Below are 24,355 nucleotides of genomic sequence, written 5' to 3'. Positions count from 1 at the left end.
TTTCTGCTCCTTCCCCTGTCTATGCGCAACAAGTCTATTGTGGCCGGTGCCCTCCTGAGCGGGGCCGCGCTGTTGGTTTCCTTCCGCTCCGACAACGAGCGGTACTTCGAAATCGCCAAGAACCTCGACATTTTTGCCACCCTGTTCAAGGAGGTGAATACCTATTATGTGGACGAGGTGCCGCCGGCCAAGCTGGTGAAGACGGGTATCGACGCCATGCTCAAGTCGCTGGACCCCTACACCAACTATATTCCCGAAGACGACATTGAGGACTTCCGGACCCTGACCACCGGCCAGTATGGCGGGATTGGGGCGGTGGTGGTGAAGCGCAATGGCAAGACCATCGTGCAGGCTGCGTACGAGGGCTATCCGGCCCAGAAAGCCGGTTTGCTGCCCGGCGATGAGATTCTGACCATCAACGCCGTCAACGTCGAGAAGAAGAACAACGCCGACATCAGCAAGCTGCTGAAGGGGCAGGCCAATTCGCAGGTGAAGCTGATGGTCACCCGCTACGGCCAGGATGCGCCGGTGGAAATCAATATTACGCGCGACAAGATTCAGGTCGACAACGTGCCCTACTACGGCATGCTCACCAATGACATCGGCTACTTCCAACTGGCCGGCTTCACGGTGGATGCCGGCAAGGAAGTGCGCATGGCTCTTACCAAGCTTAAAGAGCAGGGCGCCAAGAAAATTGTGTTTGATATCCGCGACAACCCTGGCGGCTTGCTTAACGAGTCGGTGAACATCTCCAACCTGTTCGTGGACAAGGGGCTGGACATCGTAAGCACCAAGGGCAAGGTTTCCGACTGGAACAAGACGTACAAAGCGCTGGATATGCCGCTGGATACCCAGATTCCGGTCGTGATTATCACCAGCAACCGGTCGGCCTCGGCCTCGGAAATCGTGTCGGGGGTGCTGCAGGACTACGACCGCGCCGTGGTGGTAGGGGAGCGGACGTTTGGCAAGGGCCTCGTGCAGGCCACGCGGCCGTTGAGCTACAACTCGCAGCTGAAGGTGACGACGGCCAAGTACTATATTCCGAGCGGCCGCTGCATCCAGGAAATTGATTACGCGCACCGCGCCGATGATGGCACGTTGGGTAAAGTGCCCGACTCGCTGCGCACGGCCTTCAAAACGCAGGCCGGCCGCACCGTGTACGACGGCGGCGGTGTGGCGCCCGACGTGGAAGTACAGGACCGCGAAATTGCCGACATCACGCGCGTGCTGCTCCAGAAGAGCTACCTGTTCGACTACGCCACCCGCTACCGCGCCGAGCACGCCAGCATTGCTCCAGCCCGGCAGTTCAAGCTCTCGGATGCCGACTACCAGAAGTTCACGGACTTCCTCAAAGGCAAAGACATCAGCTACAGCACCGACGCCGAAAAGGCCATCAACGACCTCACCAAAAAGGTGAAGGAGGAGAAGCACTACGACGACGTGAAAACCGAGCTGGAGGCCATGCGCCGCAAGGTGAGCACCAACAAAGGCAACGACCTGACCCGCTTCAAGCCGGAAATCAAGGATTTGCTTGAGCAGGAAATCGTGTCGCGCTACTACTTCCAGAAGGGACAGATTGAAGCAACCTTTGACGACGACCCCAACATCCTGATGGCCATGAGCGTACTCAACGACCCCAACCGCTACGCCGCCCTGCTGCGCCCCAACGGCCGCGCCGCCAGCGCTACCAAAGGGGCCGGCACGGCGAAGTAGGATTTGGAAAGCAGTATGTTATGACTGTATACTAGCACGGTAGTTTCATAATGAAGCTGCCGTGTTTTTATTTATATGATGGATGATTTTATCCTGCGGGCGAAACCCTGGATGATATTTCTGTGCTTGCTGGTGCCGCGCGTTGCTTCGTGGTGCATAGATGACGGTATGGTAGACTCGATTCTATCTTTCACCAGTTTGTCTTTGTGGGTGCTATGGGTAGCCCTTCTGGTAAGCTCACTCAGCCGCATACGTGCTGGAATCGAAGGCTATAATTTCACCTGGTTTCTGGTGAATGTGTTCGTGGTGCTGTTGGTATTGGCCTACGCAAGCTTCGCAGATGACCAAAATGTGCAGTTCTCCTCAACCAGCTTTCGGGTAACGGGTGTAGCCGCATTACCAGGGCTGTATGCCGGGTTTGCCTACATTCATCTGCATTGGTTCACCGCGTCGTTGTTGCTTGCTAAAGAGCACGGACGCCGGCCTGATTTCAGCCAGGCGTTTGTGGCCTTTTTGGCGTTGTGGTTCTGGCCTCTTGGCGTTTGGTTTATTCAGGAGAAGGCAAATAGGATCTGGGATGAAGATTTCTGGGCACGCCAAGCCGTAGATAATCTGGGAGCTGAGCCGGTGGAGTAATTCAGCAAAAGCGTAGGCTATATCTTTGCCCCATGCCTAGCCTCATCCTATCCCTCGAAACGTCCTCCGCTGTTTGTTCTGTGGCTTTGCACCGGCTGGACGATGGCCGGCTGGTAGGGCAGTCGGAGCTGCGGCTGGAGAAGTCGCACTCCTCGCACCTGAGCGTGCTCATCAGCCAGCTGCTGGAAAACACGCTGCACACCCTGGCCGACGTGGCGGCCGTGGCCGTGAGCGACGGGCCCGGCTCCTACACGGGGCTGCGGATTGGGGCTGCTGCCGCTAAGGGGCTGTGCTACGCGCTGGATATTCCGCTGCTGGCCGTGGGTACGCTGGCGGCGCTGGCCCGGCAGGTGGCCGCTACCACCGTGCCCACCGACAACCTGCTGCTGTGCCCTATGCTGGACGCGCGCCGCATGGAAGTCTACACCGCTTTGTATCGGCCAGATGGCACGCAAGTGCTGGCGCCCACGCCGCTCATTCTTGATGAAACCGCGCTAACCGAACAAACCACCCACCACCGCGTGTTATGCTTCGGAAACGGCGCAGATAAGTTTCGGCTGCTGGCGGAAGCCAACCCGAATGTGGCGTTTCTGACTGGTATCGAGTGTTCGGCAGTGGCCGTGGGCGCGCTGGCAGTGGAAGCCTACAACCGGCAGGATTTCCGCGACGTGGCCTACTATGAGCCGTTTTACTTGAAAGAAGTGTACACCACTACTCCGAAAAGTTGAGTTGCGCCGACGCTAGTGCCGGTAGCCCTGCCAGGTGCCGCCGTAGCGGTAGCCGGGTTGGGGTTTCGCCTTCAGGCAGCAGCTTTCGCAGACGAAAATCCAGCTTTTACCTTCCACCGGCGTCTGGATGCGGTACAGCGTGGTGGCCTATGTCTGACAATGGGCGTAGATTTTTGTTTTCATGGTGATGGGTTTGACCTGTCAACAACTTTTTGCAGTCGTCGCTTGGTCTGACGTTTTGTTTCGATTGTTTATTCTGCCTTTCTCATGGAACCGTTATTTGTCAACCGCGTTGCCAGCAGCGCCCTTACGTCGCTGAACTTGGAGGAGCTGCTGCACCCCGGCGAGCGGGTCGTGTACGACATCAAGGACAACCTGTTTCACGGCCTGATGCTACGCGAAAAGGATTTGCGCGAGTTCGTGAAAACCCACGACTGGAGCCAGTATGACGGCAAGAACGTGGCCATCATTTGCTCGGCCGATGCCATTGTGCCCACCTGGGCCTACATGCTGCTGGCCAGTAAACTACAGGGCCACGCCCACCGCTACGTGTTCGGGAGTTTGGAGGCGCTGGAGCAGGAGCTGTTTCAGGAAGCCATTGCTGCCATCGACGCTGAGCAGTACCGCGACGCCAAGGTGGTGGTGAAGGGCTGCGGCGAAAAGCCGGTGCCTACTTACGCCTACGTAGCCATCATGCAGAAGCTGCTGCCGGTGGTAAGCAGCATCATGTACGGCGAGCCGTGCAGCACTGTGCCGCTCTACAAAAAGCCGAAAGCAGCCGTGGCATAATCTCTGGCTGTGCCGTTGGTCCTGCCTCTAGCTATTTCTGCACAAACTAGCCGATTAACAATGCACTCGAAGCCTAGTAGCCTTGCTGCCGGGCTTTTGTGTTGCCGGAAAACGGAGCTGGTACGGCGGCAGCGGTGGGTTTTGCATCTTTGGCCGTAACCCCTGCCTTTCATGCCCCCCACCAGTCCTTATAAAATCAGCGTCCTGACCGGCATATCCATTGTGGTGGCCAACATGGTGGGCACCGGCGTTTTCACCAGTCTGGGGTTTCAGGTGGTGGATATTAAGAGTGGCTTTGCGTTGCTGATGCTGTGGGCCGTGGGTGGTGTAGTGGCCTTGTGCGGGGCCCTGAGCTACGGTGAGCTGGCGGCTGCGCTGCCCCGCTCGGGCGGTGAGTACCACTACCTGTCGCGGATTTACCACCCGGCCGTAGGGTTTTTATCGGGATGGGTGTCGAGCACGGTGGGGTTTGCGGCGCCCACGGCGCTGGCGGCCATGGCGCTGGGCAAGTACGCGGGTAGCGTGTGGCCGGGGCTGCCGCCGCTGCTGCTGCCGGTGGGCGTAGTGCTGGCTCTCACGGCCGTGCACGCCAGCAGCCGCCGCGCCGGCAGCCGCCTGCAGCTCGTCGTGACGGCCGTGAAGGTGCTGGTGCTGGTGGCGTTTGTGGGCGTGGGGCTGGTGGTAGCAGTGCCGCAGGAACTGTCGTTTGCGCCGTCGGTGGTGGCGAGGCAGGAGCTGCTGAGTCCGGCGTTTGCAGTGGCGCTGGTGTACGTGTCGTACGCCTACTCCGGCTGGAACGCGGCGGTATATGCTACTGGCGAGGTACACGAGCCGCAACGTACACTGCCGCGCATTCTGCTCATGGGCACGGCGCTGGTATTGGCCCTGTATGTGGCGCTAAACTTCGTTTTCCTGTACTCGACGCCCATCAGCAAGCTGGCCGGGCAGGCCGAAGTGGGCTTCATTGCGGGCACCGAGCTGTTTGGGCTGCTGGGCGGACGGCTGATGGGCGGCCTGATTGCGGCGCTGCTGGTGTCTACCATCAGCGCCATGATTTTTGCCGGGCCGCGCATTGTGCAGGTGATGGGGGAGGACCTGCCGCCGCTGCGGCCGCTGGCGCAGTTGAGCGCGGCGGGCATTCCGGTGCGAGCCATGCTGCTGCAAACCGGCCTCACGCTGCTGTTCATTTTCACGGCCACCTTCGAGCAGGTACTGCTCTACGCGGGCTTCGTGCTCAACCTGTTCACGTTCCTGACGGTGCTGGGGCTGTTTGTGCTGCGCTGGCGCGAGCCGAATCTGCCGCGGCCCTACCGCGCCTGGGGCTACCCCGTCACGCCGCTGCTGTTCCTGGCCCTCAGCGCCTGGACGCTCTGGTTCATCATTCACGATAAGCCCACTGAGTCGTTCTACGGCCTGCTGACGGTGCTGGCGGGGCTGGTGCCCTACGCGCTGAGCCGACGGCGAGCTTAGCTGACTGCCAACCGGCCTTGTCAAATCGGAAACTCTCCATTCGCCCACATGGAACAATCCCTTGTTGCCCGCTGGCACCAACTCATCCAAGCTCTACTGCCCGACGAAGCTGCCCGCACGGCTATGGTTACGCAGCTGGCCACCGCTTACCAGGCGCCGGGCCGCCACTACCACACGCTCCAACACATCCAAACCCTGCTGGATGCTGTAGATGAAGCCGCCGCTCAGCTGCACGACCCGCAAGTGGTGGCGCTGGCTGTGTGGTTTCACGATGCCGTGTATGAGCCGCTGCGCTCCGACAACGAAGCGAAAAGCGCCGAGCTGGCCCGCGCCTTTCTGGCCGGAACTTCCCTCTCCGCCGAACGCCAGGCGCGGGTGGCCTTCCTGATTGAGCGCACCCACGACCACACCCAGCCCCAGCCACCCGACGACCCGGACCTGCTGTTTTTCCTGGATGCCGACTTGGCCATCCTGGGTGCTTCTGAAGCCCGCTACCAGGAATATGCCCGGCAGGTGCGGCAGGAGTACCGTATGGTGCCGGGCCTGCTCTACCGCCGCGGCCGCCGCAAGGTGCTGCAGAAGCTGCTGAAGGCGTCGGTGCTCTACCACACGCCTGGTTTCCGGGAGCAGCTTGATGCCGCTGCCCGCCGCAACCTGGCGCAGGAGCTGCGGACGTTGTAGGGGCTAGCAATAACGCTGTGGCGCGGCCGTCAGGCTATCGATTGCCGAGCAGGTAGCTTGCTTGAGCTTGAAAAACGGTATTGCGCGGACCCTGCGGGCTGAGGCGGGTCAGGTCGTGGGTGTAGCGCACCCCTAAGCCCAATCCCACTGGTAGCTGACAGCCTACGCCAGCCACCCCGCCCGCAGTCACGCGGTTGGAGCCGCGAGTACTATCGAAGGGGCCACCGTCAACGTCTATTAAGTAGCTTACCTGCGGCCCTAACTCGAAAAACAGACCATCAGCGTTGATCTTGGCCAGCAAAGGCAGATCCAAATAGCGAAGGCGAAGCGGAAATGCGTTGTTAAAAAGCGGGCGTGAGCCTTTAATCGAGTACAACAATTCGGGTTGGAGTAGAAAGAATCCGTCTGACGATAACGGGACTTGCGCGAAAATGCCACCTGCTGGCCCTAACCGCCGCTTATTGCCAGTTAGATTCTCGGTAACGCTGCTGTAATTGAGTCCGGCTTTAACACCCACCCGTACGTTTTGCGCACTAGCTGATCCGAAAGTGCCGCTTGCTAAAAATAGCAGGCTGATTGGAAGTAGTTTTTTCATAGAGGAAATAGAATGGCCTGAATTGATTCTTAATTGAAAAAGCCAATTGAGAATTTAGAAATATGACTCAGTACACAACGGCAACGCCGCGTCTGCAATTGTGTCTCTGAAGTAATCTTTCAATTCGAATTGTAGCTTTGATGATGCACGAACTACGCTTTTTAGGGCTGCTGCTGGCCGTGTCGGCCCCAGCGCTGGCCCAAACGCCGGCTACACCTGCTACCGCACTAGGCCCGCTCACCGTCGAAAAAATCATGCGCGACCAGGCGCAGTGGCTGGGCACGTCGCCCTCCAACGTGTACTGGGCCGAAGACGGCCGCACCATTTACTTCAGCTGGAACCCCGAGAAAAACCGCCGCGACTCGCTGTATCAGGTGGCAACTGGCAGTGCCGGCGTGCCCCGTAAGGTAAGCCAGCGCGAGCAGCGGGAGCTGGCCGCCAGCGGCGGCGAGTACGACCAAGCGTACAGTCGCAAGGTGTACGAGAAGGAAGGCGACATCTATCTGCTCGACCTGAAAACCCGGAAGTCCCGTCGCGTCACGAACACCGCCGAGCGCGAAACCGACCCCGCGTTTGCCATGCGTGGCCGGATGGTGAGCTACGTGCGCGCCCAGAACCTCTACACCTGGGACCCCGCCACCGGCGAAACCACTCAGCGCACTGACTTCCGCAAAGGCAGCAAGCCTAGCAACGGCCAGCCCACCGACAAGTCGGAGCGGTTTCTGCGGGCGCAGCAGCTGGCTTTGTTCGACGTAATCCGGCAGAAAGACCAGGACCGCCTGGCCCGCGAGCGGCAGCAAAAGGTCCTGGCCCGGCTACGCCCCAAAGCCATTTACATCGGCCAGCAAACCATCAATAACCTGCAGCTTAGCCCCGATGGCCGCTACGTGACTTACACGCTTGTGCAGGAGCCGGCCTCCGAAAAGGTGGCCCTGGTGCCTAGCTTCGTCACGGCCTCGGGATTCACCGAAGACATTAGTACCCGCACCAAGGTCGGCGCGCCCCAGACGGCCTACGAGTTGGGCCTTTACGACCTGGCCCGCGACACCACTTTCGTGCTGGGTTACCGCGAGCTAAAAGGCCTCGACGAACAGCCCGCGTACCGCAAAGAGTACCAGCTGCCCGCCAAAGCCCCCATGCCCGCCGACTCTGCCAAGGCTGCCACTACCAAAGCCAGCCAGCCCAAGCCCGCCACCGAGCTGCGCCGCGTGCAGCCATTTGGGCCCTACTGGTCGGAAGACGGGCAGCGGGCGTTTCTGGTGGTGCGCTCCGCCGATAACAAGGACCGCTGGATTGTAGCCCTGGACCCGGTCAGCCAGAAAATCACGCTCCTGGACCGGCAGCGCGATGAAGCCTGGATCAACGGTCCCGGCATTGGGTACGGGGCTGGCAACGTGGGCTGGATGCCCGACAACCGCCGCATCTGGTTCCAGAGCGAGGAAACTGGCTACTCTCACCTGTACACCGTCGATGTGACGTCGGGCCGGAAAAAGGCCCTGACCAGCGGCAAGTTTGAGGTGCAGAAAGCCGAGCTCAGCCGCGACAAAAAAACGTGGTACCTCACCGCCAACGCCACGCACCCCGGCGTGCAGCACTTCTACCACCTGCCGCTGGAAGGCGGCGCGCTCCGCCAGATTACCACCCGCGACGGTGCCAACGAAGCCACTGTATCGCCGGATGGCAAGCAGCTGGCCGTGCGCTACAGCTACACCAACAAGCCCTGGGAGCTGTATCTGATGGACAACAAGCCCGGCGCCAAAATGCGCCAGCTCACCCACAGCACCACGCCCGAGTTTGAAAGCTACGCCTGGCGCGACCCCGAAATCATCACCATCAAGGCCCGCGACGGCGCCGACGTGTACGCCCGCCTCTACCGCCCCGCCAACCCTACTGTCCAGGGCCCGGCCGTAATATTCGTACACGGCGCCGGCTACCTGCAGAACGCGCACAAGTGGTGGAGCCAGTATTCGCGCGAGTACATGTTTCACAACCTGCTCGTGGATAAAGGCTATACGGTGCTCGATATCGACTACCGCGGCTCGGCTGGCTACGGCCGCGACGTGCGCACCGGCATCTACCGCTACATGGGCGGCAAAGACCTCACCGACCACGTGGATGGCGCCAAATTACTAGCTGAGAAGTACGGCGTAAGCGCCCAGCGCATCGGCATCTACGGCGGCAGCTACGGCGGCTTCATCACACTCATGGCCATGTTCACGCAGCCCGATGTGTTTCGGGCCGGCGCCGCCCTGCGCTCCGTCACGGACTGGGCCCACTACAACCACGGCTACACCGACAACATCCTCAACGAGCCCTACAACGACTCCGTGGCCTACGCCCGCTCGTCGCCGATTTACTACGCCAACGGCCTGAAAGGTGCCCTGCTCATGTGCCACGGCATGGTGGATACCAACGTGCATTTTCAGGACATTGTACGCCTCTCGCAGCGCCTTATCGAGCTGAAAAAGGAGAACTGGGAGCTGGCCGTGTACCCCGTCGAGGACCACGGCTTCGTGGAACCTTCCTCCTGGACCGACGAGTACAAGCGCATCCTGAAGCTATTTGAAACCAACCTGAAACCGGCGGGACCGGGTGTGGGTGGCGCCAGTAGTAGCGGAAATTAAGCCAGAGCTGCGCTAGCGTTGGTCGGTGTTGCGGTTGAGGCGCACGGCCAACGTTAGCGAAGTCTGGTAGCTGCTGAGCGAATACTTAGGATGCAATACATCCAGCGACCGGCCGGTCCGGATATCAGCCACTACCGATTCAACTGCTGTATCGTCGTTTACGTCGCCGTAGTGGGCTCGTACTGACGCAGTGGCGGTAAAGCGGCCTTGGCGGTAACCTGCTTCCAGGTAACCGCCGGCTTGGCGGGTAGCGTACCCCAAGGAGCCCCGCACCGGCAGTACCAGTCCTCCCGTCATTCGACTGCTGATACCTGGGTACTCAGCCTGATTGCGGCTCAGCTTCGTGAGTAGCACGCTCCCGCCCAGCCCTGCCAGCAGCTGGCCGGTTGCCAATGGACGCAATACCCGTACCCCTAGCGCAACCGCCCCCTGAAGCCCACGCAATTCGTAAGTTTTAGTAGGAAAAGCCGGGTTGCCGGTGGTCGTCTCGTAGCGTAGGGGAGCCAGCGTGCGAGCCGTAGCTTCTGTATGGATGGCCCAGCGCCGACCCGCTAATAGCAGGTCGGCATATAACCCTCCCAGCGGCCGCAACGCACTTTCCAGCCGAACATCATTGAGGTAGTATGACTCCAGACGAAGAACCTGCACCTGTAGTGCGTCGATTGGCGAATTGTCTGAGAAGCCCTGGGACCGTCCATCGGACAGAGTGGTGCGGGTATAGGCGGCACCGGTTAGTATTCCCCACTCTAGGCGTGGCCGCTTGACTGGTATCCCTAGCGCTAGGTCGTTGGGTTGGCCTTGGCATTGTACATTGTAGCGGCTGATGGCTTCTTGCAACTGCTGCGGCTCGAAGCGTAGAGTGCGCCAGGAAGCGGCCAGCGCCGGGCAGTCTGCGAAATATATGTTCAGCTGCTGCCTGTAATTGTTGAAGGAGTGCACGTAGTTGGTGCCATCGGGACTAGTCTGTATGCTGGTACGGGCTACCAGCTCCAGTGCGGTACGGCCCGGACGCTGCACAAAGTAGTGGGGCGTAGCACCGCGCATGGCCGTGAGTGTGGCTACCCCGTCTACCAGCACTTCTGTCATCACTGAGTCGGACACGAGGTGCGTGCGCAAGGGGCCAGGTTGTACCAGATTGGTGTGAGTTTCGGCCAAGGAGTCATACGTCAGATACTGACGACGCCAGTAGCGGCCCTGCATAAAGCCGAATCCTTGTAGCACAGCTGTGCGCAACATTTGAGGCTCGGTTGCGGCAGTGGGACGAAACCGTAGTGTGGCAGGAGTAGCCTCCCAGAACTCATTTTCCAGCTCGCCGCGCACCGTGTCGCCGACGATGGGTACAATGTAGCCTGGCATGTAGCTTTGGGCTTGCAGGTTGGAAACTGCCAGCAGTACAGCGCCTATAGTGGCAGCTGTGGTTGATAAATGATGCATTGGGTAGTAACAGATAAGCCTAACTGAAGTAAGCAGGCTGATTTTAGAGCCAAGATAGGCGCTTTGGCTGCATCTACTTTAGTTATATTTATAGAGTACAGAAGTTTATTGCTGGATCCTCATCGATTTTAGACCATTGCTGGATTCTGACTGGTCATCAATTAGAGTTTACCGAAAACTAAAGCCCCGGCTCGTCAGCAAGACAAGCCGGGGCACGGATATTAGTGCAAGTGGTTACTAATTACGACTACAGCCGCTTGGTCAACAACAGGCCGGAATAAGAGTATCCATTCACGTTGACGCCCTGCACCGGGCTGATGCTGTACGTGTTGCCGGTTTTCTTATGCAGCTGCGGCACCAGAATGCCCGCCGTAGCGCCCACGGCCAGTCCTACAATGTTGTCGGACAGGAAGTGTTTACCGGCTTCTAGGCGGGTATAGGCCTCAGCCACTGACACCACGCTAGCTGCCGTCCAGATGAACGGTCTGGCTTTGGAATCAGGATGGAAGTCGTGGTAGACTTTGGCGGCAAAGAACGTGGCAGCGGCTGTGTGGGCCGTGTGGCCGGCAAAAAACGAGTTGGTGGCAATCTTGCTGTTGCGGCTGCCGCCGCCTTCGGTGCCGTACAGAAACGGCCGGTAGCGCGTCACGGTGCCGACGGTCATGGTAAAGGTGGCATCAGCGGCCAGCATGCTTTGCAGATACAGGCCCAGCACCTGCCCGTAGCGGCTGCGGATATCTTGGTCCAGCGCCAGCAGGCCCGGCGCAATCAGCAACGACGGATACACAATCAGGTCACCGGCCGTCTGGGCAGTTTCGCTGTAGTAGCCCGCCGAAAACCGGTCAAATTTCGGGATGTCGTTCTTGTTGAGAGCCGCCAGCTGAGCATCCGTCAGGCCGTCTTTCTGTTGCACCAGCAACAAACCAGTAATGCTGAGCGCAGCTAAACCGCCCGTAATGGGGCCGTCCACGGCAAAGCGGGTCTGGTAAGGCGAACGGGCTCTTTGGGCTTGTGCCTGTTGCGGAGAATTGATGACGAGCAGGCTGGAGGCCAGTACTAGAGTGGAAAGTTTCTTCATGTAGAAAAGGTTAGGAAAGAGTAGCGCTCTAACGGGAAATCTGTGGCCGAGGTTAACTGGCTGGCCTGAGGCATATTCCTGCTACTGACATGATAGTCGGCAACTCCCAACTAAATAGTAGCTTTGTAGCCCTGCAGCAACCGCAGGGCAGGGGCTGCCGGCCCCTTGCGTACTCTACCCTACAAGCTGATGCCGTACCTGTTCACCTCCGAATCTGTTTCGGAAGGCCATCCTGATAAAGTAGCCGACCAGATTTCCGACGCTATCCTCGACGAGTATCTTCGCCAGGACCCTGCTTCCAAAGTAGCCTGCGAAACCCTGGTCACCACGGACTTCGCGCTGGTAGCCGGCGAAATCAAGTCAAAAGCCCACGTAGAAGCCGAGCCAATTATTCGCGAAGTTATTCGTCGGATCGGGTACAACAAGCCGGAGTATCTGTTCAATGCCGATACCTGCGAGGTAATGAACCGCCTGCATGAGCAGTCGGCTGATATCAACCAGGGGGTAGAGCGTGCCAAGGACGAAGAGCAGGGCGCCGGCGACCAGGGCATGATGTTCGGCTACGCCACCAAGGAAACGCCCAATTATATGCCGCTGGCCCTCGACCTCTCGCACCGTTTGCTGCAGGAGCTGTCGAAAATCCGCCGCGAAGGCCAGCAGATGACGTACCTGCGTCCCGATGCCAAAAGCCAAGTGACCATCCGCTACGCCGATGATAACACGCCTGAGGCCATTGAAACCATCGTGGTAAGCACCCAGCACGACGAGTTCGACCAGGACGAGCAAACCATGCTCCGCCAGATCGAGCAGGACATCAAAACCATTCTGGTACCCCGCGTGAAGGCTCAGCTCAGCCCCGAGGTGCAGAGCCTGTTCACCGACGCCATCATCTACCACATCAACCCCACCGGCAAGTTCGTCATCGGTGGCCCCCACGGCGACTCTGGCCTTACCGGCCGCAAGATTATCGTGGACACCTACGGCGGCAAAGGCGCGCATGGTGGTGGTGCCTTCTCGGGCAAAGACTCCAGCAAAGTAGACCGTTCGGCCGCTTACGCCGCCCGCCACATCGCCAAAAATCTGGTGGCAGCCGGCGTAGCCGACCAGGTGCTGGTACAGGTAGCCTACGCCATTGGCGTGGCGCAGCCGGTAGGCGTGTTTGTAACCACCTACGGCACCACCAAAGCCAGCAACGGCCACGGCACGCAACTCACTGATGGCCAGATTGCCGAGAAAGTACAGCGCCTGTTCGACCTGCGCCCTTATGCCATTGTGCAGCGCCTCGGTTTGCGCAACCCCATTTTCAGCGAGTCGGCGGCGTACGGCCATATGGGCCGCCAGCCTGGCACCAAGCAGGTGCAGGATGCCAACGGCAACACCCGCACCGTGGAAACCTTCACCTGGGAAAAGCTCGACTACGTGGACAAGATTAAATCTGAATTCGGCCTGTAGTAAAAAGCAGAGTTTGGTGCCATGAATAAACAAGAAGCCCCGCCTGACTGTCAGGCGGGGCTTCTTGTTTATGAATACGATACGCTTAATGCGCCAGGATTTTTTCTTTGTGCTTGGTGATCTGACGCTTCAGGCTATCGGCGGCGGCATCGGCAGCGGCTTCAAAAGAAGCGGCGTCTTCCTGCGAAAACAGCGTGGCGCCTGGCACAAGCAGCTTGATTTCCACCGTCTTATTCGCAATACCATCTTTATTATTCAACTTCAGAATCACTTCCCCTTCCGTGACACGGTCATAGAAGGTTTCGAGCTTGTCGAGGCGTTTCTGGATGAAATCGAGCAGTTTTTGGTCGGCGTCGAAGTGCACCGAATGCATCTGTACTTTCATCGGTAGTAGGGTTTGGGAGGTAAGAAAAAAAAGGAACACAACTCAGGCCTTTGGATGGGCCTGTTCAAAAACAGATTTAAGCTTGTCAATTGACAAGTGCGTGTATACTTGAGTAGCGGCAAGATTGGCGTGGCCTAGAAGTTCTTTAATGGCATTCAGATCAGCACCTTTGTTGAGCAGATGAGTGGCAAAAGAGTGACGTAAGACGTGGGGGTGCTGCTGCGACGAGGCGGTAGTAATCTGACTTAAATAGTGCTTCACTGTTCGATACACTAGCTTTTCGTACAACGGTTCGCCTTTGTCCGTAACGAGGAGCATGGATTGGGCGTTGCGTTCTGACCCGAACTCACGTTGGCGAAACGCTATATACTTATCCAGAACGGCTATCAGAGTGGGGTTTAGCGGCACAATGCGCTGTTTATTGCCTTTGCCTGTTACGCGCACGGTACGGCCCGCTAAGCTTACATCATCGGGCCGGATGCCCAGCAACTCCGACAGCCGGATGCCGGTACCATACAGCAGTTCCAGAATCAGCTGGTCGCGCGTGCCGGCAAAGGTGTCCGGAAACTCAAACGAGTTCAGCAAACCGTTCAGGCTATCCTCGGGCACAAAATCCGGCAGCTTCTTGGCCATCTTAGGCGCCTTGATGCGTAGCATCGGGTTGCGGCCGACAACACCCGTTGTCAGCAGAAACTTATAATAGGAGCGTAGACAGGCAATTTTGCGATTCACGGTGCGCGGGTCCAGTTCCTGCTGCATCAGCGTTACCACCCACGAGCGGATCAGCGTGTGGTCGGCCTGCGCGGGTTCATCCAGTTCATAAGTAGCCCGCAGATACTCCGAGAACTGGCGCAGATCAGTCTGATACGACAGCAGCGTGTTGGGGCTGTAGCGTCGTTCAGACTGCAGGTAGGCAAAAAACAAATCCATACAGTAGTGACCCGGCCGCCAGGGCCGGATAACCAATGTATGGATTTCAGGGGAAGAAAAAAACCGCAGCCAACAGGACGCGAAAAAACCGGCCAACGCACCATAAATGGGCATCAGCCGGTTTTTAATCCGGAAAGCAGCAGAGCGCTAGGCGCTAGCCTCGTTGCCGTAGGTCACCTGCTTGTAGATGGCCTTCTGCTTCTGCTTACGGTTGGTGATCGACGGCTTCTGGAAGAATGTGCGACGACGCAACTCTTTCAGAACGCCCGTGCGCTCAAACTTCTTCTTGAAACGCTTGAGGGCGCGGTCAACCGACTCGTTTTCCTTAATTTGTACGATGATCATATGTCAGTGGGGTTGAAAACTCTTCTGTGAAGGGCCGCAAAGATAATCACAGATGTTTCAGATTAAAAGGATTACGCAGATTTCTTGCTCGGTCACTATTTGGGGCCTGCTGAAATCTGCGTAATCCTTCCAATCTGCAATATCTGCGATTCTACTTCAGCAGTGTGCGCGCAATAACCAGCTTCTGAATCTCAGAAGTGCCTTCGCCGATGGTGCACAGTTTGGCGTCACGGTAGTACTTCTCGGCGGGGTAATCTTTGGTGTAGCCGTAGCCGCCGAAGATCTGCACACCCTCATTTGCCACCCGTACCGATACTTCGGAAGCATAGAGCTTGGCCATAGCCGACTCGCGGTTTACGTTCAAGCCACGGTCTTTCATATCAGCAGCGCGGTAGGTAAGCAGTGAAGCCGCCTCAATTTCGGTAGCCATATCGGCCAGCTTGAAGGCAATGCCCTGGAAGCTGCTGATGGGCTGGTTGAACTGCTGGCGCTCCTTGGAATACTGCAGGGCGGCTTCGTAAGCACCCTGCGCGATACCCAGGCTCAATGCCGCAATGCTGATACGGCCACCGTCGAGCACCTTCAACGACTGCACAAATCCATCGCCTACTTTGCCGATAACGTTTTCCTTGGGCACGCGGCAGTCCGTGAAAATCAGCTCCGTGGTTTCGGAAGCGCGCATACCCAGCTTGTCTTCTTTACGGCCGGCGGCGAATCCGGGCGTATTTCGCTCCACGATGAAGGCCGTCATGCCGTGTGAGTCGCCTACCTCACCCGTGCGGGCAATAACCACGGCTACGTTGCCGGATTTGCCGTGGGTGATAAAGTTCTTGGCGCCATTCAATACATAATAGTCTCCGTCTTCCACAGCTACCGTGCGCATGTTGCCGGCGTCGGAGCCTGTGTTAGGTTCCGTCAGGCCCCAAGCGCCGATCCACTCGCCGGAAGCCAGTTTGGGCAAATACTTCAGCTTCTGCTCCTCGGAAGCGTGCTGCAGAATATGGCCGGTGCACAGCGAGTTGTGAGCCGCCATGCTCAGGCCAATGCTGCCATCAATCTTCGCTAGCTCGGCAATGGCCGTAACGTACTCGGTATAGCCGAAGCCGGCGCCGCCATATTGCTGAGGCACAAGCACACCCATCAGGCCCATTTCGCCGAGCTTGTGGAATACTTCAATTGGAAACTCCTGGCTTTCGTCCCACTTCATCATGTGGGGTTTGATGTGCTGTGCGCCAAAGTCGCGCACCATCTGGGCAATCATTGTCTGGTTTTCAGTAGCAACCAATTCCATGGGTGGGAAAATGAAAGGTGGTGAGAAGTAGAGCTATAACCGGGGAAGCCCGGCTTTGGGTCCGCGAAAGTACGATTTTGGCGGCCTTGAGCCGCGTGCAGAATTAAGGGAGTTCGGGGCAATTTTGAAAGAGGCCGCTAAATCGGTTAACTTTGAAGGTTTTTCAGAGAAACTACCTCCTCTGGATGGCGTCTTGCCGCGGCCCATCCTTTCACTTTTTCGGCTCCCTTCAGCCTAATGCGTTTATCCGTTTCTCGCCACCTTGCTTTGTTGTGGCTGCTATGCATGCCTTTCCTGATACTTATGTCATCCTGCACTGAAAAGTTATATAAGCAGCGGGTGATGTTTCAATTGGATAACGGCAAAGGGTTGGACACAACTAGAATTCGGCGGGTCGTGAACCGCGTAAACCGTAATTATACCATCCAGAAAAATGATTTTCTGGCGGTGCGTGTATACACCAATGAGGGGGAACGAATTATTGATCCAAATGGTGAGTTACGTTTCGGTGCTCCGGCTGGTATGTTGCCTACTGGGGCTAACGGGAGTCGCACTTTAGGTACATCAAGCCAAAACGGTGGTCAGCAGGCTGGGGGAGGAAATTCGCAGGGCTCGGTTGGGGAGTCCGAATTTTTAGTGCAGACCGATGGTTATGTGCGCCTACCACTTGTCAATCGGGTGCGGGTTTTGGGGCTTACACTTCAGCAAGCGGATAGCATTTTGCAAATACAGTACAGCGAGTTCTATAAAGGCGTGTTCGTTACCACTCGAGTGACAAATAGCCGAGTAATCGTGTTGGGTTCACCAGGAGGAAGGATTGTGCCTTTGGTGAATGATAACATGAACCTGTTGGAAGTATTGGCATCAGCTGGTGGCGTCGATGGGAGTAGTGGTGGTGCAAATAGCCTATACCGTTCAGGTGGCAAAGCATCCAACATTCGTATCATTCGTGGCGACTTAAAAAATCCGCAGATTGAGCAGATAGACCTCACCACTATTGATGGAATGCGCCGGGCAAATTTGCAGGTAGAACCCAACGATATCATCTATATAGAGCCTATCCGCCGTCCGTTTTATGATGGGTTAAATGATGCGGCCCCGTTGTTGGGCTTATCAACTATCATTTTAACCACTTTTAGTCTAGTTCTTTCTCTAACACGTTAGTGCAAAGATGCGTGTAGCCTAGCACCGTTTCTCTGAATCACTTAACTTCTTAGTCTTGTAAATGGCCGTTAACGAAAACGCCGAATTGGAGAGTTTGATCCGAAATGCCACAGGCGGAGTAAACGCTGTGCCCGTAGAATCGGAGTCTGCAGATGAAGGCGGTGGATTAGATTTCGATACGCTACTGATGGTAGTGCGTCGTAGCCTGATCTGGCTACTACTATTAATTGGCTTGGGATTGACTGGGTCCTGGTTGTTTTTGCGCTACACCAAGCCGGTATATAAGTCATCTTCATTACTGAAGATTGATGAAAAAACAGAGGCAGGTACGTTAGGCCTTAGTGGAATAATGGGTGCCGCTGAAGGGCAACAGAGTATAAATAAACTTTCCGGAGAAGTAGAGCTTATTAAGTCCAATATAATTTATCGTCGTTTGCGCGATTCATTGGACTTAAATGTAAATTATTACGCAGAAGGCACAGTACTTGAAACAGAGCTGTATGGCACCTCTCCTTTTCAGGTGCAATATCAAGGAGATATTTTATATAATGTGAAATTCAGCGTTAATTTTCTTTCGCTGCAGAAGTATCGTATATCTTACCAGCTGCAGGGACAGGAGCATAGTGGAGAGTATGCCATCAATCAGCCGGTACAACTTGGCGGAATGATATTGCAGCTAGCGGCTAAACCGAATATGAATGCCTCTGATTTGGAGCGCAATTACCATTTTATTATTAACGATGAGGTGGCAATCAACGAATACCTGGATCAAGGCTTATTAGTTGAAATAGTAAACCCTAATGCAAATACCATCCAAATTTCTTTTCAGGATTTCACTCCTGATAAAGCAAGAGCAATTGTTAATAAAATAGATACTATTTATCTCCAGCAGAAAATAGCTCAAAAGCAAGCTGCTACCGCTCAAACGCTTCAGTTCCTGGATGAGCAGTTAGCTTCAAATCGGCAAGAGCTAGCCGTTGCCGAGGAAAACCTACAAAGCTTCGTTCGGCAGAATAAAACATATGATGCTAGAGGAAGCATTGCAGGTCTAACGTCTAAATTAGAAAAACAGGAAGAAGAGAGATTAAAGCTGACAGAAAAAATCCGTTTATTGGACGAAGTAGCAGCTCTAGCAGAGCGTGGTACCATAACGACTCGGGAAGACCTAACAGTACAGCAAAGCATTCCAGCTTTAGCAACGTTAGAAGACCCGCAACTTTCGCAGCAATTATCAGAGTTAAACGACTTACAATGGAATTTGCGACGCCTGTCTCGTTCTTACAAGGAAACCACTGAAGCGGTACAACAGCAACAGGAGCAGTTAGCCTTTGCAAAGGGTAATCTGCGGCGTACATTACGCCAGAGCCAGCAAGTACTAGATGGTGAATTAGCCGCACTAGACCGTCAACGCAATGCCATTAATTCAGAATTACAGGCATTACCTCAAAAAGCTACTGAGCTTGCTCGTCTTAACAGACCATTAGAGCTATACGAGAAATCGTATTTGATGCTAATGGATAAAAAGCAGGAATTCAATATTGCAAAAGCAGGTACGACGCCTGATTTTCAAATTCTGTCGCCAGCTAGCAGGCCACTTTCGCCTATTTCACCTGTAAAGCTAATGGTGTATGCTATTGGTCTTGCCAGCGGAATTATATTAGGATTGGCACTGATGGCCACTCGCTATTTCTTGCACAACACCGTAACGAATGTAAGAGAGCTGGAGCGCGCAACTAGTTCGTCTGTGCTAGGAGTTATTCCGACATACGATAAGGAAAAAATGAACGTATCCAAGCTGGTGGTGGATAAGAATCCTAAGTCAGCTATTTCCGAATCTATCCGCTCTATTCGTACCAACCTGGACTTTATCAGCTCAGCCAAAAAGAAGCGGCTGATTTCGGTGACGTCTACTATTTCGGGAGAAGGCAAGACCTTTGTGTCCGTGAATCTCGGTGGCATCATTGCGCTGTCAGAGCAACGCGTGGTTATCCTGGATCTGGATATGCGGAAGCCAAAAGTTAACTTGGCTTTCGGGGCAGAGAACGTGAAAGGTATAAGTACTATTCTGATTGATAAACATTCAATTGAAGAGTGCATTCAGCACACTTCCATCCCTACACTGGACTTTATTTCGGCGGGACCAACGCCGCCAAACCCATCGGAGTTAATCCTAAGTGCCAAATTCGACGAATTATTGGCTGATCTGCACCAGGTGTACGACGTTATCCTGATTGATACTCCGCCGGTAGGATTGGTAACCGACGGTATCCTTATCATGCGCAAAGCTGATATTCCTATCTACATCGTGCGGGCTAATTACTCTAAAAAGGCCTTTTTGAAAAACATCAATAAATTAGCCAGAGCCAACAACTTCAGCCGCTTAAGTGTCATCCTCAACGATGCCCAGTCGAGTGGGATGTATGGCTATGGCTACGGCTATGGCTATGGTTACGGTTATGGGCAAGGTTATTACGAAGAAACCAAACCAGCTGACAGCAAGCTGGCGCGCATCCGTAAGCGCTTTTCTTAACTTCGTACAATCCGCATAACAAGTATGGCATCCTTCTTCCAGAAGCTCTTTGGCCGTGCGGCATCCTTGCCGATAGTGGCGGCCGACGCGCTTGCGGGGTTAGGTGCCGATATGCATTCGCACGTACTGCCTGGCCTTGATGATGGTGCCGAAAACGTAGCACAGTCGTTGGAGCTGTTGCGGGAGTTACGCGCTTTAGGATATCGTAAGCTTATTATGACGCCTCATATTATGGGCGACTTTTATAAGAATACGCCCGATGGTATCCGTGAAGCATTGCGCGTGCTACAGCAGGCAGCTGGCAATGCTGGTCTAGAGGATGTAACACTGGAATGTGCGGCCGAATATTACCTCGACGAATGGTTCGGCCCCCGGCTAGAGCGTGGTGATGAGATGCTGACCTTCGGTGGCGACAAGCGGTATATACTGTTGGAAACCAGCTATATCAACGAGCCGCTCAACCTCGCGGAAACCATATTTCAACTGCTAAGCCGCAACTACCAACCTGTATTGGCCCACCCGGAGCGATACACCTATTTCTATGGCCGGTTTGATGACTTGGTGAAAGTGAGAGAAACCGGTGCTATGCTGCAGGTGAACCTGAATTCACTGGCCGGCTATTACTCAGCGGGTGCGAAGCGCGTTGCTGAAAAGCTCATTGATGCCGGGTTGGTAGATATGGTAGGTTCCGATGCTCATAACCTTAAGCATACGGCAACTTTGCGCGATAAAGTGCTGCCTGCGGAATACATGCGTAAGCTGCTGGCGCTGCCGTTACTCAATAATACGCTGTAACGGATTGAAAAACTCCATGATTTTCGTGACCGGCGGCAGCGGCCTTGTGGGTAGTTTTTTGATTCCTGCGCTGGTGAAACGTGGCGTACGAGTGCGCGCACTTTACCGGCAGCATATACCCGCAATAGCTGAAGCCGATACGGTGGAATGGATAGAAGGAGATCTGCGGGATACTACCTTGCTGCATAAGGCGCTGGAAGGAGTAAGCCACGTATTTCATTGCGCCGGGCTGGTATCGTATGCGCCGCAGGATGAAGAGGCGCTGTTGCAGGTGAATGTGGAAGGCACGGCAGCAATTGTAGATGCCTGCCTGCGCCAGCCACGCCTTAGGCTCTGCCAGGTATCGTCGGTGGCAGCGCTGGGAGGCGGTGCTACGGAAGCGGCTGCGCTGTCAAACAGCCAGGTGCAGGTGTTGGATGAGAATACCAAGTGGGACCTAGGCGCCGAGCACGGAGCGTATGCTACGTCGAAGTATCTGGCGGAGTTGGAGGTGTGGCGCGGGGTAGCGGAAGGGCTGCAGGCAGTAATAATATGTCCGTCCGTGATTCTGGGGCCGGCTGATTGGGAACGAAGCAGCACGCGGCTGTTTCGCTACGCCTGGCAGCAGCACCGCTTCTATACGCCGGGCAGCGTCAATTTCGTGGACGTGCGCGACGTGGTAGCCAGTATGCTTCACCTCACCCTAGATACCGACCTAACGGCGGAACGCTACGTGCTGAGTGCCGGCAGCCTGCCGCTACAGGAATTTCTAACCCAGGCTGCCAAATGCTTTGGGCGTAAGCCACCCACCACAGCTGTGCCCAAATGGGCAGCGGAAGGCATTTGGCGGCTGGAGCACGTTCGTTCTTTGCTGACTGGCGCCCGGCCGCTCATCACCAAAGACACTGCCCGGGCCGGCCGCCGTCCTGTGTTGTACCGCGCCGATAAGGTAACGCACACAACTGGTCAAGCTTTCCGGCCCTTGCAGGAAACCATTGCTTGGTGCTGCGAAGAACTGCAACGGAAGCAGCACCAGGTGCTGGCAAAGTAGGAAGGCACTTCACCGTTCAGCCAGAGTATTTTTCACGCAGGCCGTTGCCTTGCGAACCTGCTTGGCTCCGGTGCGGTTGTTGTATATTAGGCCGTAGCCCCATTATAAGGGGGTTGGCTGGAAGAAAGCCCATTGGGGCTGCCGTTTTGACGGATAACCGGCACTTGATTGTAGCTGCATGAGAATGAATGAAAATTATGAGGACCGGGACGAAGTACTGGACACCGTGCGCCGCTTCGAGCGGATGGTAGCCCAAAACGAACCTGTCTTTTTCGACCTGGCCGATTTTGAGAACATCATCGACCATTATACCACCAACACGCAGTACGACAAGGCTTTGCAGGCCTGTGAAGCTGCCATTGCCCAGTATCCATTCAGCACTGAATTACTGATTGACCGCTCGCAGGTGCTGGCCATGAAAGGCGAGTATCTAGAGGCTAGCAGCCAGATTGAGAATGTTGCCCACCTCGACCCCGACAACCCAGACGTAGCGGTTACGCGCGGTATCATTGCCACCCAAAAAGGCGAATTCGCTGAGGCCGTGGCCTTCTTTCTGCAGGCTGCCGACCGGGCTCCGGACCGGGATGATATCTTTTTCAACTTGGGACTGGCCTACCAGAGCTGGCAGAAGTTTAAGAGTGCGGCCAAGTATTACAAGAAAAGCCTGCGTATCAACTCTGACAACGACGTAGCGGTGCAGGAACTGCTGTACTGCCTGGAAGTAAGTGAGCGGTTGGAGGAAAACCTGCCGTTTTTTCAACGCTTCACCGACGATGACCCGTACTCGGCTACTGCCTGGTACAATCTGGGCCAGGCATATTTCCGGCTGGAGCAGCTGGACAAGGCGGTAGCAGCCTTTGAGTACGCCATTCTCGTGGATGCCAAGTTCTTGGAGGCGCATGCCTATCTGGCCAGCGTGTACATCAGCCAGGAGCGCTACCGGGAGGCTATTGCAGAGTTCGAGCTGAGCTACGAGGAAGGCCAGCCGACGCCGGAGGCGCTCTGCAACATCGGTGAGTGCCACGAAAAGCTGCGCGAATGGGATGCTGCCCGCCGCTTCTACCAGAAGTCCATTGATATGGAGCCGGAGATGGACGAAGCGTGGTTCGGTATTGGCATCATCATGAACGAGCAGGAGCGCTACCTGGAGGCTACGCACTTTTTCCGGAAAGCGGTGGGCATCTATGCCGAAAGCGTGGAATACTGGCTGGCGCTGGCCGCGGCCGAATACCAAGTGGGCAACGTGGTAAGCTCGCTGGAAGCCTACGAAAAGGCGGCCGAAGTAGCGCCCGACAGCAAAGATGTATGGCTGAACTGGAGCATTATTCTCTACGAGCAAGGCAATTTCCAGGGCGCCATTGACCTGATGCGCAACGCCGTGGAGGTGCAGCCGCTGGAAGCCGAGTTGCACTACCGGCTGTGTGCTTACCAACTGGCCGCTGGACGCTTCCGCGAAGCTTACGAGACGCTAGAAAATGCCTTGGTGCTGGATTTCGACAAGCACCGGCTGCTGTTTGAATACTTTCCGGAACTGGAGTCGCAGCAGGCACTGGCCCGTCTGATTGACCAGTATCGGAAATAGAAAACCCGGCAACCGGATACTAAAGGCCTGGGAAGATGGTTAGCTGCCTGGAAGCTGAACTGTCTTCTCAGGCCTTCATTTATAAAATTCGGGCTTACTTTTGCCGTATTGCCTTCATCGGGCCGGGCGTGCTGCCTGCTGGTCAGGCTCTCATACCCAATTTAACTAAGACCCTACAGCATGAACTACCACCTCTCACAACTTCCTGAGCGCACTGCCAAACCCCGCGAGCAAGGCTTTACCATGGTCATGGACAAAGGCCTGAGTGTACGGGAGGTAGAAGATTTTCTGGAAGTGGGCGCGCCCTACACCGACATCGTGAAGCTGGGCTGGGCCACGTCGTTTGTGACGCCCAACCTGAAGCGCAAGCTGGCTGCCTACAAAGAGGCCGGAATTCCGGTGTACTTCGGCGGCACGCTGTTTGAGGCCTTCATTATCCGCAACCAGTTCGATGACTACCGCCGCCTGCTGGAGGAGTTCGGCATGGAGTACGCCGAAGTATCAGACGGCTCAATTGACTTGGTACACGACAAAAAGCTGGAGTACATCCGCACGCTGGCCCAGGATGTACAGGTGCTGAGCGAGGTGGGCTCCAAGGATGCCGAGAAGATCATTCCACCTTACAAGTGGATTTCGCAGATGAAAACCGAGCTGGAAGCCGGCGCCGTGAAGGTAATTGGGGAGGCGCGCGAGGCCGGCAATGTGGGTTTGTTCCGCAGCACCGGCGAGGTTCGCTCGGGCCTGGTAGAGGAAATCCTAACGCAGATTCCGTTCGAGAAAATCCTGTGGGAAGCCCCGCAGAAGGCGCAGCAGGTGTGGTTCATCAAGCTGCTGGGCGCCAACGTAAACCTGGGCAACATTGCGCCTAATGAAATCATAAGCCTGGAAACCATCCGCCTGGGCTTGCGCGGCGACACGTTCACCGACTTCCTCGACATGGATAACGTAGACGAAATGTTCAAGCCCGAAGTGAAGCCTACGGGCCGCCCCGGCACCTCGATGCCGCGCGGCTAAGCGCTCCACGATGTTCTAAATAGTACGCAGGTGGCTGCTTTCGGCAACGGAGGCAGCCACCTGGCGTTTAGTGGCAATTGGGGCGCGGC

The 24,355-nt window shown here is 56.0% G+C and carries 21 protein-coding genes; 14 read left to right on the top strand and 7 right to left on the bottom strand.

The window, feature by feature from the left end; all coding sequences use genetic code 11:
* Positions 1-21 precede the first annotated feature (21 nt).
* From H8B14_RS03285 to H8B14_RS03260, 6 genes are all read left to right on the top strand, one after another.
* Positions 22-1,713: a S41 family peptidase gene (locus H8B14_RS03285; RefSeq protein WP_187314158.1), complete on the top strand. Its 1,692-nt coding sequence runs from the start codon at positions 22-24 to the stop codon at positions 1,711-1,713.
* A 75-nt stretch (positions 1,714-1,788) separates the two neighbouring features.
* Positions 1,789-2,349: a hypothetical protein gene (locus H8B14_RS03280; protein WP_187314157.1), complete on the top strand. Its 561-nt coding sequence runs from the start codon at positions 1,789-1,791 to the stop codon at positions 2,347-2,349.
* 32 nt (positions 2,350-2,381) lie between these two features.
* A complete protein-coding gene (gene tsaB / locus H8B14_RS03275; RefSeq protein WP_187314156.1) occupies positions 2,382-3,077 on the top strand; it encodes a tRNA (adenosine(37)-N6)-threonylcarbamoyltransferase complex dimerization subunit type 1 TsaB in 696 nt (231 codons plus the stop codon).
* 267 nt (positions 3,078-3,344) lie between these two features.
* Complete coding sequence (locus H8B14_RS03270) at positions 3,345-3,866, top strand: DUF2480 family protein (protein ID WP_187314155.1); 522 nt, start codon at positions 3,345-3,347, stop codon at positions 3,864-3,866.
* Between the two features lie 171 nt (positions 3,867-4,037).
* A complete protein-coding gene (locus H8B14_RS03265) occupies positions 4,038-5,336 on the top strand; it encodes an APC family permease (RefSeq protein ID WP_187314154.1) in 1,299 nt (432 codons plus the stop codon).
* Positions 5,337-5,384: 48 nt separating this feature from the next.
* Complete coding sequence (locus tag H8B14_RS03260) at positions 5,385-6,017, top strand: HD domain-containing protein (RefSeq protein WP_187314153.1); 633 nt, start codon at positions 5,385-5,387, stop codon at positions 6,015-6,017.
* A gap of 34 nt (positions 6,018-6,051) precedes the next feature.
* On the opposite strand, the gene H8B14_RS03255 is transcribed toward H8B14_RS03260, so the two are convergent.
* Positions 6,052-6,612 (bottom strand): porin family protein, encoded by a 561-nt coding sequence (locus H8B14_RS03255; protein WP_187314152.1) that lies wholly within the window; start codon positions 6,610-6,612, stop codon positions 6,052-6,054.
* A gap of 140 nt (positions 6,613-6,752) precedes the next feature.
* On the opposite strand from H8B14_RS03255, the gene H8B14_RS03250 reads away from it, so the two are divergent.
* Positions 6,753-9,236, top strand: a complete 2,484-nt coding sequence (locus tag H8B14_RS03250) for a S9 family peptidase (protein ID WP_410054451.1) — start codon at positions 6,753-6,755, stop codon at positions 9,234-9,236.
* 12 nt (positions 9,237-9,248) lie between these two features.
* On the opposite strand, the gene H8B14_RS03245 is transcribed toward H8B14_RS03250, so the two are convergent.
* Positions 9,249-10,670, bottom strand: a complete 1,422-nt coding sequence (locus H8B14_RS03245) for a hypothetical protein (RefSeq protein ID WP_187314151.1) — start codon at positions 10,668-10,670, stop codon at positions 9,249-9,251.
* 247 nt (positions 10,671-10,917) lie between these two features.
* Positions 10,918-11,748 (bottom strand): phosphatase PAP2 family protein, encoded by an 831-nt coding sequence (locus tag H8B14_RS03240; RefSeq protein ID WP_187314150.1) that lies wholly within the window; start codon positions 11,746-11,748, stop codon positions 10,918-10,920.
* 189 nt (positions 11,749-11,937) lie between these two features.
* Here H8B14_RS03240 and metK point away from each other — a divergent pair, with 189 nt between their 5' ends.
* Positions 11,938-13,200, top strand: coding sequence for a methionine adenosyltransferase (metK, locus tag H8B14_RS03235; protein WP_187314522.1), 1,263 nt, complete (start codon positions 11,938-11,940; stop codon positions 13,198-13,200).
* A gap of 85 nt (positions 13,201-13,285) precedes the next feature.
* Here the strand turns inward: metK and hpf are convergent, their stop codons facing one another.
* From hpf to H8B14_RS03215, 4 genes are all read right to left on the bottom strand, one after another.
* A complete protein-coding gene (gene hpf / locus H8B14_RS03230; RefSeq protein WP_187314149.1) occupies positions 13,286-13,585 on the bottom strand; it encodes a ribosome hibernation-promoting factor, HPF/YfiA family in 300 nt (99 codons plus the stop codon).
* Between the two features lie 42 nt (positions 13,586-13,627).
* Positions 13,628-14,515, bottom strand: coding sequence for a tyrosine-type recombinase/integrase (locus tag H8B14_RS03225; RefSeq protein ID WP_187314148.1), 888 nt, complete (start codon positions 14,513-14,515; stop codon positions 13,628-13,630).
* Positions 14,516-14,662: 147 nt separating this feature from the next.
* Positions 14,663-14,860, bottom strand: a complete 198-nt coding sequence (gene rpsU, locus H8B14_RS03220; protein WP_187314147.1) for a 30S ribosomal protein S21 — start codon at positions 14,858-14,860, stop codon at positions 14,663-14,665.
* A gap of 151 nt (positions 14,861-15,011) precedes the next feature.
* Entirely contained in the window at positions 15,012-16,151 is a 1,140-nt protein-coding gene (locus H8B14_RS03215) for an acyl-CoA dehydrogenase family protein (protein ID WP_187314146.1), read from the bottom strand.
* Between the two features lie 303 nt (positions 16,152-16,454).
* Between H8B14_RS03215 and H8B14_RS03210 the strand changes: the two genes are divergently transcribed.
* The 6 genes from H8B14_RS03210 (at position 16,455) to H8B14_RS03185 (ending at position 24,266) form a co-directional block, all read left to right on the top strand.
* Positions 16,455-17,315 (top strand): polysaccharide biosynthesis/export family protein, encoded by an 861-nt coding sequence (locus H8B14_RS03210; RefSeq protein WP_261989856.1) that lies wholly within the window; start codon positions 16,455-16,457, stop codon positions 17,313-17,315.
* 61 nt (positions 17,316-17,376) lie between these two features.
* Positions 17,377-19,845: a polysaccharide biosynthesis tyrosine autokinase gene (locus H8B14_RS03205; RefSeq protein WP_187314144.1), complete on the top strand. Its 2,469-nt coding sequence runs from the start codon at positions 17,377-17,379 to the stop codon at positions 19,843-19,845.
* A gap of 24 nt (positions 19,846-19,869) precedes the next feature.
* Entirely contained in the window at positions 19,870-20,640 is a 771-nt protein-coding gene (locus H8B14_RS03200) for a tyrosine-protein phosphatase (RefSeq protein ID WP_187314143.1), read from the top strand.
* 4 nt (positions 20,641-20,644) lie between these two features.
* On the top strand, positions 20,645-21,670 hold the full coding sequence (locus H8B14_RS03195) for an NAD-dependent epimerase/dehydratase family protein (RefSeq protein WP_261989855.1): 1,026 nt from the start codon (positions 20,645-20,647) through the stop codon (positions 21,668-21,670).
* A gap of 184 nt (positions 21,671-21,854) precedes the next feature.
* Positions 21,855-23,252, top strand: a complete 1,398-nt coding sequence (locus tag H8B14_RS03190; RefSeq protein ID WP_187314142.1) for a tetratricopeptide repeat protein — start codon at positions 21,855-21,857, stop codon at positions 23,250-23,252.
* Between the two features lie 180 nt (positions 23,253-23,432).
* Positions 23,433-24,266, top strand: coding sequence for a phosphosulfolactate synthase (locus tag H8B14_RS03185; protein WP_187314141.1), 834 nt, complete (start codon positions 23,433-23,435; stop codon positions 24,264-24,266).
* The last annotated feature ends 89 nt before the right edge of the window (positions 24,267-24,355 follow it).

This window comes from Hymenobacter puniceus (genome assembly GCF_014333525.1).
GTDB lineage: Bacteria > Bacteroidota > Bacteroidia > Cytophagales > Hymenobacteraceae > Hymenobacter.
This window is presented reverse-complemented; position numbering and strand designations above follow the sequence as displayed.

Bases quoted from the DNA above. Each gene is read 5' to 3' on its own strand.
- H8B14_RS03250 (WP_410054451.1), top strand. From the start codon at position 6,753: ATGATGCACGAACTACGCTTTTTAGGGCTGCTGCTGGCCGTGTCGGCC.
- hpf (WP_187314149.1), bottom strand. From the start codon at position 13,585: ATGAAAGTACAGATGCATTCGGTGCACTTCGACGCCGACCAAAAACTG.
- H8B14_RS03285 (WP_187314158.1), top strand. From the start codon at position 22: ATGCGCAACAAGTCTATTGTGGCCGGTGCCCTCCTGAGCGGGGCCGCG.
- H8B14_RS03240 (WP_187314150.1), bottom strand. From the start codon at position 11,748: ATGAAGAAACTTTCCACTCTAGTACTGGCCTCCAGCCTGCTCGTCATC.
- metK (WP_187314522.1), top strand. From the start codon at position 11,938: ATGCCGTACCTGTTCACCTCCGAATCTGTTTCGGAAGGCCATCCTGAT.
- tsaB (WP_187314156.1), top strand. From the start codon at position 2,382: ATGCCTAGCCTCATCCTATCCCTCGAAACGTCCTCCGCTGTTTGTTCT.
- H8B14_RS03225 (WP_187314148.1), bottom strand. From the start codon at position 14,515: ATGGATTTGTTTTTTGCCTACCTGCAGTCTGAACGACGCTACAGCCCC.
- H8B14_RS03280 (WP_187314157.1), top strand. From the start codon at position 1,789: ATGATGGATGATTTTATCCTGCGGGCGAAACCCTGGATGATATTTCTG.
- H8B14_RS03245 (WP_187314151.1), bottom strand. From the start codon at position 10,670: ATGCATCATTTATCAACCACAGCTGCCACTATAGGCGCTGTACTGCTG.
- H8B14_RS03210 (WP_261989856.1), top strand. From the start codon at position 16,455: ATGTCATCCTGCACTGAAAAGTTATATAAGCAGCGGGTGATGTTTCAA.
- H8B14_RS03185 (WP_187314141.1), top strand. From the start codon at position 23,433: ATGAACTACCACCTCTCACAACTTCCTGAGCGCACTGCCAAACCCCGC.
- H8B14_RS03200 (WP_187314143.1), top strand. From the start codon at position 19,870: ATGGCATCCTTCTTCCAGAAGCTCTTTGGCCGTGCGGCATCCTTGCCG.
- H8B14_RS03255 (WP_187314152.1), bottom strand. From the start codon at position 6,612: ATGAAAAAACTACTTCCAATCAGCCTGCTATTTTTAGCAAGCGGCACT.
- H8B14_RS03265 (WP_187314154.1), top strand. From the start codon at position 4,038: ATGCCCCCCACCAGTCCTTATAAAATCAGCGTCCTGACCGGCATATCC.
- H8B14_RS03270 (WP_187314155.1), top strand. From the start codon at position 3,345: ATGGAACCGTTATTTGTCAACCGCGTTGCCAGCAGCGCCCTTACGTCG.
- H8B14_RS03205 (WP_187314144.1), top strand. From the start codon at position 17,377: ATGGCCGTTAACGAAAACGCCGAATTGGAGAGTTTGATCCGAAATGCC.
- H8B14_RS03215 (WP_187314146.1), bottom strand. From the start codon at position 16,151: ATGGAATTGGTTGCTACTGAAAACCAGACAATGATTGCCCAGATGGTG.
- rpsU (WP_187314147.1), bottom strand. From the start codon at position 14,860: ATGATCATCGTACAAATTAAGGAAAACGAGTCGGTTGACCGCGCCCTC.
- H8B14_RS03260 (WP_187314153.1), top strand. From the start codon at position 5,385: ATGGAACAATCCCTTGTTGCCCGCTGGCACCAACTCATCCAAGCTCTA.
- H8B14_RS03190 (WP_187314142.1), top strand. From the start codon at position 21,855: ATGAATGAAAATTATGAGGACCGGGACGAAGTACTGGACACCGTGCGC.